Annotated in this window: 18 protein-coding genes; 8 read left to right on the forward strand and 10 right to left on the reverse strand. The window is 68.9% G+C overall.

Features of this window, described 5'->3' with window-relative positions; translation table 11 throughout:
• Nucleotides 1-55 precede the first annotated feature (55 nt).
• The 5 genes from FW784_RS01390 to FW784_RS14190 all read right to left on the reverse strand — a co-directional run bounded on the left by FW784_RS01390 (nucleotide 56) and on the right by FW784_RS14190 (nucleotide 3,581).
• Entirely contained in the window at nucleotides 56-439 is a 384-nt protein-coding gene (locus FW784_RS01390) for a hypothetical protein (protein ID WP_149351568.1), read from the reverse strand.
• A 96-nt stretch (nucleotides 440-535) separates the two neighbouring features.
• Nucleotides 536-1,435 carry an SDR family NAD(P)-dependent oxidoreductase gene (locus FW784_RS01395; protein ID WP_205123539.1) on the reverse strand — a complete coding sequence of 300 codons (900 nt, stop codon included), beginning with the start codon at nucleotides 1,433-1,435 and terminating at the stop codon, nucleotides 536-538.
• 96 nt (nucleotides 1,436-1,531) lie between these two features.
• The gene (locus FW784_RS01400) at nucleotides 1,532-2,371 is read right to left on the reverse strand and encodes an NAD-dependent protein deacetylase (RefSeq protein ID WP_149351570.1); all 840 of its coding nucleotides are present in this window, start codon (nucleotides 2,369-2,371) and stop codon (nucleotides 1,532-1,534) included.
• Nucleotides 2,372-2,422: 51 nt separating this feature from the next.
• Nucleotides 2,423-2,731 carry an HPF/RaiA family ribosome-associated protein gene (locus FW784_RS01405; RefSeq protein WP_149351571.1) on the reverse strand — a complete coding sequence of 103 codons (309 nt, stop codon included), beginning with the start codon at nucleotides 2,729-2,731 and terminating at the stop codon, nucleotides 2,423-2,425.
• 64 nt (nucleotides 2,732-2,795) lie between these two features.
• The gene (locus FW784_RS14190) at nucleotides 2,796-3,581 is read right to left on the reverse strand and encodes an alpha/beta hydrolase (RefSeq protein WP_187770619.1); all 786 of its coding nucleotides are present in this window, start codon (nucleotides 3,579-3,581) and stop codon (nucleotides 2,796-2,798) included.
• Nucleotides 3,582-3,686: 105 nt separating this feature from the next.
• On the opposite strand from FW784_RS14190, the gene FW784_RS14195 reads away from it, so the two are divergent.
• The 3 genes from FW784_RS14195 (at nucleotide 3,687) to FW784_RS01420 (ending at nucleotide 6,314) form a co-directional block, all read left to right on the forward strand.
• On the forward strand, nucleotides 3,687-4,367 hold the full coding sequence (locus FW784_RS14195; protein ID WP_187770620.1) for an SOS response-associated peptidase: 681 nt from the start codon (nucleotides 3,687-3,689) through the stop codon (nucleotides 4,365-4,367).
• Nucleotides 4,368-4,496: 129 nt separating this feature from the next.
• Nucleotides 4,497-5,570 (forward strand): sensor domain-containing diguanylate cyclase, encoded by a 1,074-nt coding sequence (locus tag FW784_RS01415; RefSeq protein ID WP_187770621.1) that lies wholly within the window; start codon nucleotides 4,497-4,499, stop codon nucleotides 5,568-5,570.
• A gap of 78 nt (nucleotides 5,571-5,648) precedes the next feature.
• Complete coding sequence (locus FW784_RS01420; RefSeq protein WP_187770622.1) at nucleotides 5,649-6,314, forward strand: hypothetical protein; 666 nt, start codon at nucleotides 5,649-5,651, stop codon at nucleotides 6,312-6,314.
• 38 nt (nucleotides 6,315-6,352) lie between these two features.
• Here the strand turns inward: FW784_RS01420 and FW784_RS01425 are convergent, their stop codons facing one another.
• From FW784_RS01425 to FW784_RS01440, 4 genes are all read right to left on the reverse strand, one after another.
• Nucleotides 6,353-6,571: a hypothetical protein gene (locus tag FW784_RS01425; protein ID WP_149351575.1), complete on the reverse strand. Its 219-nt coding sequence runs from the start codon at nucleotides 6,569-6,571 to the stop codon at nucleotides 6,353-6,355.
• A gap of 136 nt (nucleotides 6,572-6,707) precedes the next feature.
• A complete protein-coding gene (locus FW784_RS01430) occupies nucleotides 6,708-7,553 on the reverse strand; it encodes a cyclic di-GMP-binding domain-containing protein, MshE-related (RefSeq protein WP_149351576.1) in 846 nt (281 codons plus the stop codon).
• A 12-nt stretch (nucleotides 7,554-7,565) separates the two neighbouring features.
• Nucleotides 7,566-7,934, reverse strand: coding sequence for a response regulator (locus FW784_RS01435; protein ID WP_149351577.1), 369 nt, complete (start codon nucleotides 7,932-7,934; stop codon nucleotides 7,566-7,568).
• A gap of 85 nt (nucleotides 7,935-8,019) precedes the next feature.
• Nucleotides 8,020-9,276: a TIGR03862 family flavoprotein gene (locus FW784_RS01440; protein WP_149351578.1), complete on the reverse strand. Its 1,257-nt coding sequence runs from the start codon at nucleotides 9,274-9,276 to the stop codon at nucleotides 8,020-8,022.
• Between the two features lie 86 nt (nucleotides 9,277-9,362).
• Here FW784_RS01440 and FW784_RS01445 point away from each other — a divergent pair, with 86 nt between their 5' ends.
• The 5 genes from FW784_RS01445 to FW784_RS01460 all read left to right on the forward strand — a co-directional run bounded on the left by FW784_RS01445 (nucleotide 9,363) and on the right by FW784_RS01460 (nucleotide 12,983).
• On the forward strand, nucleotides 9,363-10,988 hold the full coding sequence (locus FW784_RS01445; protein WP_149351579.1) for a serine hydrolase: 1,626 nt from the start codon (nucleotides 9,363-9,365) through the stop codon (nucleotides 10,986-10,988).
• Nucleotides 10,989-11,045: 57 nt separating this feature from the next.
• Nucleotides 11,046-11,198, forward strand: a complete 153-nt coding sequence (locus tag FW784_RS14200; RefSeq protein WP_187770623.1) for a hypothetical protein — start codon at nucleotides 11,046-11,048, stop codon at nucleotides 11,196-11,198.
• A gap of 52 nt (nucleotides 11,199-11,250) precedes the next feature.
• Nucleotides 11,251-11,598: a hypothetical protein gene (locus tag FW784_RS01450; protein ID WP_149351580.1), complete on the forward strand. Its 348-nt coding sequence runs from the start codon at nucleotides 11,251-11,253 to the stop codon at nucleotides 11,596-11,598.
• Between the two features lie 38 nt (nucleotides 11,599-11,636).
• The gene (locus tag FW784_RS01455; RefSeq protein WP_149351581.1) at nucleotides 11,637-12,377 is read left to right on the forward strand and encodes a sulfurtransferase; all 741 of its coding nucleotides are present in this window, start codon (nucleotides 11,637-11,639) and stop codon (nucleotides 12,375-12,377) included.
• Nucleotides 12,378-12,464: 87 nt separating this feature from the next.
• Complete coding sequence (locus FW784_RS01460; RefSeq protein ID WP_235893530.1) at nucleotides 12,465-12,983, forward strand: pyridoxamine 5'-phosphate oxidase family protein; 519 nt, start codon at nucleotides 12,465-12,467, stop codon at nucleotides 12,981-12,983.
• A 240-nt stretch (nucleotides 12,984-13,223) separates the two neighbouring features.
• Here the strand turns inward: FW784_RS01460 and FW784_RS01465 are convergent.
• On the reverse strand, nucleotides 13,224-13,702 hold a 479-nt coding region (locus FW784_RS01465; protein ID WP_187770624.1), incomplete at its 5' end, for a DbpA RNA binding domain-containing protein.

Here is a 13,702-nt window from a genome sequence, read left to right on the forward strand (position 1 = left end):
ATCCGTCGTGGCGACACCGATGCTCGCGCACCGCGCGGCGTGATCCCGTGAATGTCTACTGACGCGTCGCGCCGCGCCCGTCGGCACGTTCCCGGCGCTCGGTTTCGAGCGCCGCGAGCCAGGCTTCGAGTTCCATGCCCTCGCTCGCGGCCTCCTCCATGGCGGGCAATTGCAGGTCGGGTGCGATGTCGATCGACAGCGGCACGGGCCCGCTCGACAGCGTCACGCGCGCATGCCGCAGCATCGCGATCGCCATCCCGGGGCTCTCGGTCGACGCCATGACGCGGCCGCCGAGCACCAGCGCGTATTCGCCGTAGCGCCGCGCGATGCCGCCGACGATGCGGTCACCGTCGGCCAGCAGGTGAGCTACGGCCGGCATGCTCAGGCCGGAGAACGCGCCATCGCGGGGAATGTGTCGAGGTGGCTTGGAATCGGGCATGTCGAGATCCGGGGGCCGTTGCCGCAGTCTGCATGTTGGCGGCGGAATGGGCGAGGCATGCGGTCGCCATTGGTTCAGCGCGGCGCAACCGGGCGGTTACCGGCTGCGCTGGTTCCGCTCCACGTCCATGCGCTCGAGGATGCTGCCGTGCACGCCCGTGCCGATCGCAATTGGGCGGTGCAGGTTGCCGGCCTGCTCCGGCGCTTCGGGCGCGGTCTCCATTTGCGCCAGCTGCGTCATCGCGCCGGTCATGCCGTGCGTCAGCGTTTGCGCGAGGCGCTCGGCGATGCCGGCGGCGGTTGCGGACATGCCGATCGAGAGTTCGTCCTGCGGCTCGTTGACAAGGCCCACGATCGCGGCGACGACTTCGTCCGCGTCGGTGATCGGGAACGGCTGCAGGGTATGGCCCGTGTAGTTCGCCGCGTGATCGTATAGGGGCGTGTCTGCCGCCATCGGCAGCACCGCGCACACGTGGATGCCGGTGGCATCCTGCGCGACAAGTTCCTGCCGTAGCGCATCGCAGAGGCCGACGATGCCGTACTTGGTGGCGCAGTACGACGCGTAGTACGGCGCGGGCGTGCGCCCGAGCATGGCCGCAATGTTGATGAGCGTGCCGCCGCCCGCCTTGCGGAAGTGGCTGATCGCGGCATGGCTCCCGGCGATCGCACCGCCGAGGTTCGTCTGCATGACACGAAGGTGGTCTTCGAGCGGTATGCGCTCGAAGGGTCCGAGCGCGGCAACACCCGCATTGTTGATCCAGACATCGATGCGATTGAACTTCGCGATCGCCGCTGCGGCGAGCTTTTCGACCGCGTTCGGGTCGCCGACGTCGCAGCTCACGGCGATCGCATTGCCGCATTCCTCCGCGAGCTGTTCAAGCAGGCGTGCGCGTCGGGCGGCGAGCACGAGGTTGCAGCCCTCCGCCGCCAGGGCAAGCGCAACGCCGCGGCCGAGGCCGCTCGATGCGCCGGTGATGACGACTGTGCGTGCCAGCATGAAGCGCTCCTGCATTGAGATTGCCGCATGGTGGCGGGACAGCCGTCGTTGCGGGGTGTTCGCCGCGGCGGTATCGATAAGCGTGAAAGGCGCGCTTCAGCCCAGCGCGGCGGGCAGCACCCGGGTGCAGTCGGCGCGCAGCGCGAGCGTGGCGAGGTCATCGGCACGCGTCACGCCGCGGGTCACGAGCGCGATGGGCAGGCCGGCGGCGTGCGCCATCAGCGCGAACCGGTAGCCGGAGTACACCATCAGAGACGAACCGACGACGAGCAGGCCGTCGCTGCCCGCGAGCGCGGCCGCGGCCTTTTCGTACCGCGGACGCGGCACGTTCTCGCCGTAGAAGACGACGTCGGGCTTGAGCATCCCGCCGCAGCGCGAACACTCCGGCACGACGAAGGTGTCGAAGTTCTCGCGCTCGAGGTCCGCATCGCCGTCGGGCGCGAACGCGGCCACGGCATCGAGACGATCCGGATTGCACTCAGCCAGGCGCGTCTGCATGCCGGCACGCGGCGTGCGGTCTTCGCAGTGAAGGCAGCGCACGCTGTCGAGCCTTCCGTGCAGGTCGACGACGTCATCGCTGCCGGCGCGCTGGTGCAGGCCGTCCACGTTCTGCGTCAGCAGCATCGATACCTGGCCGCTGCGCTGCCACGACGCGAGCGCCGCGTGCGCCGCGTTCGGCGCAGCTGTATCGAACCGTGGCCAGCCAGCGTACGAACGGGCCCAGTACCTGCGCCGGACGGCCGCGTCACCGGTGAAGGCCTGGAACGTTACCGGCGGCGACCGTTTCCAGCTGCCTGCTTCGTCGCGGTAGTCGGCGATGCCCGATGCGGTGCTGCAGCCGGCGCCGGTGACGACGAACACTCGCCGGAGCGGCGCCAACCAAAGGCGCAGAGCGCGCGATGGGACGACGTCCAGTGGTTCAGAAACTGCGTGCACGAAAGTTGGGAATTCCCTGGTTGCGAGTTGTCCCACAGCCCGTCGCACCGGTTATTCGAGCCGCCCCAGGTCGTGGTCGAGCCGCCGCTGCAACTTCTTCGCCGCGCCGGTGATGGCAGCCGCCAGCGAGTCCGCCTCGTCCGACGCGGCGAGCGGGGGACGTCCCTCCACCTTTGCTTCCAGCAGGCATTGCTTGTCGCGGCCGCCGCGGCGATCCGCGCTCTTGTCGCGCAGATGCACTTCGATGCGCGTCACCTGGTCTGCAAAGCGCGACAACGATCCGTCGAGGGCGTGCCGCACGTGGCGCTCGACCGAAGCGTCGTTGTTGATGTGGTTGTCGGTGTTGATTTCGATGTGCATGGAATGCTCCTGGTTCTTCGGGGAACGCTGGCTGCATCGGCGTGGACGCGGGGTGGCCGGCCGGTCAGGGACTCTTGGCAGGCGCGGCGTGCGCCGTCGTGCCGCGCTCGGCGTCGATGGCGCGGAAGATCGCTTCGGTCGCCGGCGTCCATGTGCTCCACGCGTGCTTGCCGGGAACCACGTACACGTGTCCGGCGGGCAACAGCCCGGCTACGAGCGGCATGCCTTCCCGCAGGTAGTCGTTGTCGCCGTACGACAGCCACACGTTGCGCGCGCGCTCGGGCTCGTCGCGCCATGTCTTCAGGTGGCCCCACAGCTCGCGCTGCCACGCATCGTAGGGGTTCGCGGACTCGGGCGGCGGACGCCAGCTGCCGAGCCCGCCGGCCGCGCGGATCTCGTCGTGCACCGCGCGCTCGCCGGTGTAGGGCGCCAGCAACACCATGCCGTCGACCTGGCCGGGATACATGCGGTCGTAGAGGATCTCGCCCATGCCGCCCAGGGACGCGCCGACCAGCCAGATCTCCGTATAGGCGCGTCGTCGCGCTGGCATCAGCACTTCGTCGTGCAGGCGCCGCGCCGCGCTGCGGTCGAGGTAGTAGGGCATCGACAATTCGGCGAACAGCACGTCGGCGTCCGGCCACACGCGCTGGATCGCTTCGCCCACGCCGCTGCGACGCATGGATTCGAGGCGGTCCCGCCGCCCCGGCAGCACGACCACGAGTCGATGCGAGCCCTCCTTCGATGGAAGCAGCGCCGTCGGCACGGGCCGCGATGTATTGACGCGTTGCGAGGCGCAGGCGAGCAGAGCGCTCGCCGCGAGAAGAACCACCGACCAGCGCAGCAGGCGCATGCCACCTCTCCATTCACGATGAGCCAGTCTTGGCAGGCGGCCGTGACTGGCCAGTGGAGAAACGGTGGAGAAGCCGTCGCGGATGCAGGTGTAGGCTGCTGCCGCATGTGCGGACGCGACACATTCAGGGCGACGTGGGCCGAGGTGCATGCCGCCTCGCAGCCGCTTTTCGTGAAATTCCCGGATGAGGAGCCGGTGCCGACCTACAACCGGGCGCCGACCCAGCGCGGCTGGACGGTGATCGCGGACGAGGGCGGCGGCATCGTGGTGCCCATGCGCTGGGGCCTGCTGCCTCCGTGGGCAAAGGACACGCGGCTGGCCTACAGCACGATCAACGCGAGGCTCGACGGCATCACCACCAAGCCAGCCTTCCGCAGCGCGTGGAAATCGCGTCGCTGCCTGATTCCCACGTCCGGCTACTACGAATGGCAGCCGGTCGCTGGCGGCAAGCAGCCCTACTTCATCCACCCGGCGAACGCGCCGGTGATGTTCTTCGGCGGGCTCTACGAAGCGCGCCCGGACGGCGCGGGCGGCGAGCTTCTTACGTACAGCGTGATAACGCGCGAGGCGGATCCGGAACTGGCGGCGATCCACGACCGCATGCCGTTGATACTGGCGCCCGAGACGTTCAACGAATGGCTGCACGGCACGCCCGAGCAAGCGATGTCGATCGCGTTGATGACACCCGAGGCGCCGGTCGCTGCGCATCCGGTCGATCGTGCCGTCGGCAACGTGCGCAACGACCGCCCAGACCTGATCGATCCGGTTCAGCTCGCGACCGGCTGAGCATTGCAGAGTGTGACGCCTGCACGTCGCGGCTCACATGCAGTTGATGGTGCGCGCCGCACGATCGCCGGACCGTCTTCAGATAATTCAACCGTGCCGAGCCTTGGACGACCCCGCGCCGAACGGGGCTTGCCCTGGATAGCGTCCTCGTCAAAGGACAGCGAAATCCACCGTCTTCGCGGGCTCGTGTCCGCGCTGGCGGCGATCGCCGAGCATCCGGGAACCGCGCAGTCTTTCATCGAGTACGCGCTCGACCGGGTGGTCGAGGTCACGCGTGCCACCGGTGGCGTCGTGCTGCTCGATGGATCGGAGGTCGGCATGGACGTCGCGGTCGCGCACGGCCAGATGACGCTTCCCGGCGTCGACGTCTTCAACGGCGGGCAGACGCTTGCGCGGGCCTGCATGGAAGCCGGGACCTGCATGCGAAGCGACGCCACTGCCAACGACGAACGCATCCACGGCGACGCGCGCCGGGTGCATGCGCTGCACTCGCTGATCGCCGCGCCCCTGCGCTATGGCGAATCGGTGCTGGGCGTGCTCGAGGTCTGCTCGTCCGTCAGCCATGCCTTCGACGACATCGACGCGCAGGCGATCGGACTCATCGGCGATGCGATGGGCGGCGCGCTCGGCCGCCAGCTCGCGCTCGAGGAGAACGCGCGCCTGCTGCGGCGCCTTCATGACGCGCTGCTGGACACGCAGGCGACCGCGCAGATGTACCAGGACGCCGCGTCCCTCGATGCGCTCACCGGCCTTCCCAATCGACCCGCGTTCGAGACGCAGCTCGAGGCGGTGTGCGCAGCGCACGAAGGCCAGCCCCATCGTTTCGGCCTGCTGTTCATCGACCTTGACGATTTCAAGGACATCAACGACACGCACGGCCACGCCATGGGCGACCAGGTGTTGCGCGCCACCGGCGCGGCGCTGCGCGAGACTCTGCGCGATACCGACGTGGTGGCGCGCCTCGGCGGCGACGAGTTCGTGGTGCTGCTGTCGTCCTTGCGCGACGCGGATCGCGACGTGCGGTCGGTGGCCGCGGCCGTGGAGGACGAGCTGGCGCGGCCGCGCGTCGTGAACGGCGTGCGCCTGCGCATCAAGTGCAGCGTGGGCTGGGTGATCCACGACGGCTTCGCGCATGCGAGCGAGGTCCTGCAGGCCGCGGACGCCCGCATGTACGAGCAGAAGCGCGAGCGCCGCCGACGCTGAGCGCACGACCCGGCGCTCACGCGCGGGGCGCTATTCATCGGGGCGATGCGGCGTGGCCGCGAACCGGTGAGACATCCCATGAACCATTCCGTTCCCGTCGCACGCGTGCTCGGCGCGGCGCTGATCGGCGCCCTCGCGCTGACGGCGTGCAAGGGCCGTGGCAGTAACGACACGCTCGCCGAAGGCGCAACCGATCGCCCGAGCGAGAGCAGCGGCGCCACCAACGCGGGCCCGGGCGCTCCGCCCGTCGACTCGGCCGGGCCGGGCTCGGGCGACGCGATTTCGCAGCCAGCAGGCGTCACCAGCGCCCCGGGCCCGGGCCCGACGCTGATGCTCGTGTCGCAGGGCGCGCACGCGCCATTCCTCGGTAACGCGGCGGGTAATGCGCTCTATTACGTCGACGGTGACACCGACGGGAGCAAATGCACGGGCCCGTGCCTGCAGACGTGGCCGCCTGTAACCATCGAGGCCCAGCAGCCGACCGGCGCGCCGGGTCTGCAGGGCGCCATGATCTCTACGATCACGCGCGCCGAGGGCAGCCACCAGGTCACCTTCAACGGCCGTCCGCTGTACCGCTATGCGGCCGACGCCGGCGCCGGCAGTGCCAACGGGGACGGCGTCAAGGACAAGTTCGGCAGCTGGCACCTTGCAACGCCGACGATGGCCGGCTCGACGGGCAAAGCCCAGGGCGCGCAGCCTTCCGCGTCGTCGGCCGGGACCGCCCCGCCGAAGACGGGAGGCTGAAATCAAACGGGCGGCCGGTCTCCCGGTCGCCTGCGTGGTCAGCCGTGTGCGTAGCGCCCCACCGGCGTACGTTCGATGTGGATCGCGTCGCGACCGGCGGGTGAAAGGCAGCGATCCCAGGCGCTGTGCAGCAGCCCCTTGGCGTAGAGGTCGTCTTCGAGCTGCTTGTCGATCTTCGCGCGTGCGTCGATCGCCAAAAGGCGAAGCGCACTTATTTCGCGGTGGCTGAGGTCCGTCTGCTGCGTCGAGCTGGTCATAGCGGCTGTCCCTCGGTCATGCCGGGGCCAGTCTCGGCCGCCGAACCCTCAAGGCCGCGTGAAAACTTCGACGCCGGCCGGGGCTCCGGACGAACGGCCTGACCAGGGCGTTCCGCGGCCGCCCTGGCTGTACCGTTCAGTCGCCGACGACGAGGATGAACGGGCCGAGCTGGGACGTCATGGTCACGAGTACGTGCAGTTCGCTGTCGAGGCCCGAGAGCGGCGTTTCGAAGTCGGGCGGAGATGCGGTGTAGTTCGCGTCCTCGGCCAGGCTGTCCTTCACCACGTAACCCATCAGCATGTTCACGAGCTCGCCAAGCGCGTCACGGGCGAGTTCTTCGTCGCAGGCCTCCGGCGGGATCGACAGGAAGGCCTGCGCCATCGCATGCATGGTGGCGCCATCGCAGGCCATTCCGATCACCAACGGGCGGTCGGCGGCGACACGCACCAGCGCGGCTGCGTCGACATGCGGTGGCGCCAGCGGATCGATGACGCTCGAAAACTGGCACTGCGTGCGCAGGAGCCGCGGGAAAAGCTTGTTGCAGGTGGCGATCGCGTTGCCCACGCGGCGGCCGAACTGGTGCGTGGCGACGATGGCGTCGAGTGAGCGCGCGGCTTCATCGCGATCCGCCGAATGCAGCCGCAGCTCGTCGTCGAGCCGATGGCGTTCGACGTACCCTTGCTCGACCAGGATCTCCCCGAACAGCTTGCGGCGCGATTTCTGTTCGTCGAGCAGCTGGCCGACCTCGTCGGCCGTGAGCAGCCCCATCGATTGCGCGATGTCGCCGAAGCGTTTGTCCTCGCGACGCTGGCGCTCGTTGATGGCCTGCGCCTGGTGCGCGGTGAGCATGCCCCTCCCGCACGCGATTTCGCCCAGCGCGGGGTTGGACATGCGCTGGATCTCGAGCGCCCGCAGCAGCTGCGGCGCGTCGATGACGCCTTTTTCCAGCAGGAACTGCCCGAAGAACTTGGCTGCTGCCATGGTCGCGCGTCCTTATGCGGTGACTTCGCCGAGCACGCGCTCGAGCGTGTCGCGGTCGATCGGCTTTTGCAGGTAGCTCTTCGCGCCGATCTTCAGGCACTGCTCGATGTCGTTCTGCGCGCCGAGCGAGCTGAGCACCACGACTTTCGCGTCCGGGTCGAGTTCGAGAATGCGCTTGAGCGCGGCCTTGCCGTCGACCTTCGGCATCACGAGGTCAAGCAGCACGACATTGGGCTTGAGCGCGAGGTACTGCTCCACGGCCCGGACGCCGTTATCGGCTTCCCCGGCCAGTTCATAGCCGCAGGCCGCAAGTTGCTGCGCGGTGAGCATGCGCAGCGCGCGCGAATCGTCGCAGAGAAGTACGGTCGGGCGGACGCTCATCGGACTCTTCCTTGCGCGCGTTACGCCGCGCGCGTGCGTCGGGCGAACCGGTGTCCGCCCTCGATCCATGCTAACGGCGCGGGTGTCAGGTTCTTGAATCGAAGCGGCGCAGGCGGTTCACGGCGGCCTTGCCGGCGCGCAGCCCGCTGGCGAAGCAGGCGGTGAGGAGATAGCCCCCGGTCGGGGCCTCCCAGTCCAGCATCTCGCCGGCGACGAAAACGCCCGGCATGCGACGGATCATCAGGTGCGCGTCGAGTTCCTCGAGACGGACGCCGCCGGCGGAGCTGATCGCTTCCGCGATCGGGCGGGGCGCCGTGAGACGCAATGGCAGTCGCTTGATGGCCGCGGCCAGGCGCGCCGCGTCGGCGGCCAGCGGGACGCCCAGGACTTCGTGCAGCAGGCCGAGCTTGACGCCGTGCAGGCCCGTCTGCCGACGGATGTGTTCGCCCAGGCTGCGGCCCTTGCGCGGGCGCTCCAGCGCGGTGCGCAGGTCGGCCTCGGCACGCCCGGGCGCTAGGTCGAGCTCCATCGACGCGGTGCCGTCCCGCGTGATCGCATCGCGTAGTTCTGCCGACAGCGCGTAGACCAGGCTTCCTTCGACACCGGCGCGGCTCACCACGCACTCGCCCTGGCGAGAGTGCTCGCGGCCCTGTGCATCCCTCCAGTGCGCTACGACGGGTTTCAGCGGGTCGCCAGCGAAGCGCTCGACGAAGTGCGTGGTCCATGCGACATCGAAGCCGCAGTTCGCGGGCTGCAGTGGTGCAACGTCGACGCCGGCATGCGCGAACGGTGCCACCCACGCCCCGTCGGAGCCGAGTTCGGGCCAGCTGCCGCCGCCGAGCGCAAACACGGTCGCACGCGCGTGCGCTTCGACGACGCCCTCCGGCGCGTCAAAGCGCAACGCGCCGTCGTCCGTCCAGCCCGTCCAGCGATGCTGCACGTGGAAGCGCACGCCCGATTCGCGCAATCGCCGCACCCAGCCGCGCAACAGGGGCGCAGCCTTGAGATCCATCGGAAATACACGTCCCGAGCTGCCGACAAACGTCTCGATGCCCAGCCGTCTCGCCCATGTGCGCAACGCACCGGCATCGAAGTCATCGAGCCAGCGCCCGACGTCGGCGGCACGCTCCCGGTAGCGCGCGTCGAACGCGGGCCGCGCTTCCGAGTGTGTGAGGTTCAGGCCGCCCTTGCCCGCGATCAGGAACTTCCGCCCGACCGATCCCTTGGCCTCGAACACGTCGACCTCGACGCCGGCCGCGCGCGCAACCTCGGCCGCCATCAGGCCTGCCGGGCCGCCGCCGACGATGGCCAACCCGGGCAGTTCGGTGCGCGTCCCTTGCATGCGTGCGTACTTGAATCGGGCGCACAGCATGCCTGCGCGAGCGCCGCCACGGTATCGTCGGGGCTTCCGCCGCCTGAACGAATGCCATGACGCCGCGCCTCGCCGCTCCATTGCTCGCGCTCTTTCTGCTGCACGCATTGCCCGCGCCCGCCCAGGCGGCGGCGCCTGCCGGGAGCGCCGACGCCGCCGCGCTTCCCGCCCAACTCGTCGACCTGGACGCCTACGTCGCGGCCGCGCAGAAGCGCTTCGGTGTGCCCGGCATCGCGGTGGCGATCGTCAAGGACGGCCACGTCGTGCTCGAACGCGGCTGGGGCGTGCGCGAGCTCGGGAAGCCGGCACCCGTCACCGCGCATACCGTGTTCGCGATCGCGTCGAACACCAAGGCGTTCACGTCGATGGCGATCTCCATGCTGGCCGACGAAGGCAAACTGTCGCTCGACGACCGCGTGATCGACCACCTGCCGTGGTTCCGCATGTCCGATCCGTACGTGACGCGCGAGATGCGCATCCGCGACCTGCTCGCGCATCGCAGCGGGCTCGGCCTCGGCGCCGGCGACCTGCTGTACTGGCCGGGCACCACGTACACCGGCGAGGAAGTCGCGCATCGCCTCAAGGATGTGCCGCTTACCGGCCAGTTCCGGGCGCAGTACGCGTACGACAACATCCTGTTCGGCGTCGCGCAGCAACTCATCGAAAAGGAGAGCGGGCAGAGCTTCCAGGCGTTCCTCGACAGCCGGATCCTGGGCCCGCTCGGCATGACCGAGACGCGCTACAACTCCGATTTCCTCAAGCCCGGCGACGATGTCGCGATCGGCCACGCTGCCTACGACTTCAAGGACGTGCGACCACTCGCCGCGCCGATGACGTGGTCGAACGTGGCGGGCGCGGGCGGCATCTATTCGAGCGTGCACGACTTGTCGCGCTGGATGGAGCTGCAATTGGCGGACGGCGTGATTTCCGGCCGCGGCGACGCCGCCAAACGGCTCGTGAGTGCCGAACGCCACCGCGCCATGTGGCAGCTGGTCACGCCGATTCCGGTGACGCCCGCCAAGGTGCCGCAACTGGCGCCGCTCACTCCCAATTTCTCGGGCTACGGCGAAGGCTGGTTCCTGTCGGACTACCGCGGCCACAAGCTCGTCTGGCACACCGGCGGCTGGCCCGGAATGGTGTCGAAGGTGACCCTCGTTCCCGACCTGGGCGTAGGTGTCGTCGTGCTCACCAACGCCGAATTGAGCGGCGCGTTCAACGCGATCACCTATCGCGTCCTCGATGCCTATACCGGCGCGCCGCCGACGGACTGGGTGGCCGCCTACGGCGCTGCACTGGATCGGCAGCACGACGACGCCGACGCCGGCTGGAAGAAGCATCTGGCGTCGCGCGACGCGTCGTCCAGGCCATCGCTGCCGCTCTCGGGTTACGTCGGCACGTACCGCGACCCGTGGTATGGCGACGTCGCCATCGAGCGCGACGGGGCGGGCCTGCGCATGCGCTTCACCCGCACGCCGGAGCTGACCGGCCGTCTTGATCACTGGCAGCACGACAGTTTCATCGTGCGCTGGGACAAGCGTTGGCTGAACGCGGACGCCTTCGTGGATGTCGACCTCGACCACGACGGCGCGATCCGCGGTATCCGCATGGCGCCCGTGTCACCCCTGACCGATTTCAGTTTCGACTTCCAGGACCTGCGGCTCGCACCCGTGCCCAAGTCCTGATGTCATCCTTGGCACGGGAGCCGGCATCGTGCCGCGCCCCAGCAACGGGAAGCGCCCATGAGCTGGATCGCCATCATCATCATCCTTGTCGGGCTTTGGCTCGCCTTCAAGGCCGTCGGCGTGGTCGTGCGCCTGCTGATCTGGGCGGTCGTGATCGCCGCCGTCTACTGGCTCGTCGCGCCGCACCTGGGTCTGCCGCGGCTCGGATGACGCTCCGTCGATCAGCCGCTAGAGTCGGCCCATCGGCAAAGGGGGGCCGCGCATGAACTGGCACGTGTATTCCATCGGGCCGATCGACTACGGCTGGCACCAGCTGCGAACCGTGCGGGAAACGCTCGAGGTGTCGGCGGTGCCGTGCGAGGGCAGCGACCCGCGCGAGGGGCTCGACAGCGCGGCGTCCATGGCCTTCCTGCAGAGCTGGGCATCCGCGAAGGAGGCCGCGCTCAAGGCCGGCTGGCAGGGCGGCTTCCGCCTGGAGCCGCGCGTGTTCTGGCTGCCCGACGAGCTGCAGATGGCGCACGGTTTCGTGTTCAAGCAGGACCACAACGGCGCGACGTTCGTCGCCAGCCCGCAGCCGCTGCCGCACCTGGCGGCGCTGGCCACCGCCTGATCGACCGGGCGCCCGCTGGCGCTCCGTACAATGCGGCGATGATCCTCAACGTCGCCGCCTACCACTTCGCGCAGCTTGACGAGCCGGGCGCGATCGCGGCGTCGCTGCACGCGATCGCCGACGCGGGGAACGTGCGCGGCACGATCCTCGTAGCGCCCGAGGGCGTGAATCTGTTCCTTGCCGGTGGCGAGGCGGAAGTCGGCGCGGTCCTCGAAGTGCTCGGAGACGATGCGCGCTTTGCCGGCATGCAGGTAAAGCGCAGCTGGAGCCGGACGCAGCCGTTCCTGCGGCTCAAGTGCAAGGTCAAGCCGGAGATCATTACCTTCCGCCGCGACGGGACGGCGCCGCTGCAGGCGCGCGCACCGACCGTCGATCCCGCCACGCTGGCGCGCTGGATCGAACAGGGTCACGACGAAGCGGGAAAGCGTGTCGTGCTCCTCGACACGCGTAACCGCGAAGAGTTCGCGTACGGGACGTTCGAAAGCGCCATTACGCTACCCATCGACAACTTCACGGAGCTGCCGGCTGCGCTGGAGCCGCGACGCGAAGAACTGGTCGATGCAACAGTGGTGAGCTTCTGCACGGGCGGCATCCGCTGCGAGAAGGCCGCGCTGTGGCTGCAAGCCGACGGCATGGACAACGTGGTGCAGCTCGATGGGGGCATCCTCGGCTACTTCGAGCAGGTGGGCGGCTACGGCTTCGACGGGCGCTGCTTCGTATTCGACAGCCGCGTCGCACTCGATCCCGCGCTGCAACCCCTGGTCGACGACGCCGGCTGACACGCGGTCGCTTCACCCTGCGTCGGCGGCGGTTGCGGTCTCCTTGCGCGAGCGGCGATGTCGCCGTACCCAGGAGATCCCATGGACATGCGCGACGACATGCGCACCGCGGCGCCCGACCGCGACGAGAACATCCGCAAGCTCCACGAGTTGGCCAAGAGCATGCACGTGGCAATGCTGACGACGCGCGGCGAAGACGGACGCCTATTCAGCCGGCCGCTCGGCGTGCAGGAACTCGAGTTCGACGGCGACGTGTGGTTCGCCACGGGCCTGGACAGCGAAAAAGTCCGCGAGGTCGAAGGCGATCCGCAAGTCAACGTCGCGTTCGCATCGAAAGACAACGGCACCTACATCTCGATTTCCGGCCGTGCGACCGTCGTGCGCGACCGTGCCGAAATCGAGCGGCACTGGACGCCGGGCATGGCCATCTACTTCAAGGAAGGCAAGGACGATCCGAACCTCGCGCTGATTCGCGTCGAGGCGCAGAGCGCCGAGTACTGGGACGGCCCGGGCAGCGTCGCCGGCAAGGTGCTGCACCTGCTGCTGACAGCGGTGTCGAATGATCCAGGCAAGCTGTCGGACAACCAGCGGATGAACCTGCAGTAAGAGCGGGAGCCGGAGCGGTGCTCGCGTCGCGCGACGGCTGTATCGACGACAAGACCTTTCGGCAGGGGCGTAGACGCCCGCGGCGCGCGCCGGTGCGTGCTGCCGCGGTTCGAAATATTCGCGATTCGGCAGAGCAGGAGGGGCGCTCGACGTCGGAAGACGCCGCGAATGGCTACTCGCTGCATTCGTTAGCGCACAAAACGACGAAGCCGCATTTCTGCGGCCTCGTCGTTTGCTGGGTCAGCGGTCCCGGCGCGGCGGGCGTCCATCCCGACCACGCGGCGGACCGCCTTCGAAACGACCCGGACCGCGCGGCGGGCCACTGGGTCGATCGCTGCGCGGCGGCGAGGCACCGTCGTCTCGGCGCAGCTTCAGCTGCTGTCCGGCGACGCGCACACGCTTGAGGTGCTCCATCGTCTCGTGAGGCATTCCGGCAGGCAGGTCGATAAGCGAAAAGTTGTCGCGGATGTCGATGCGGCCGATGTGGCGGCTTTCCAGATCCGCCTCGTTCGCGATGGCGCCAACGATGTTGCCCGGCTTCACGCCGTGCACGTGGCCCACTTCGATGCGGAACGTCTCCATGCCGACATGGGACGGCTGGCGCGGTGCGCGCTCGCGGCCCGCTGCGTTGTCGAAGCTGCGCTCGGCGTCGTTCGGCGCGCGCGGGCCGCGTTCGAAGCGCGGACCCTGCGATTCGAAGGCGCTGCCGGGCGCCGGCG

Origin of the sequence: Cognatilysobacter lacus (assembly GCF_008274655.1) — a bacterium.
Lineage (GTDB): Bacteria > Pseudomonadota > Gammaproteobacteria > Xanthomonadales > Xanthomonadaceae > Cognatilysobacter > Cognatilysobacter lacus.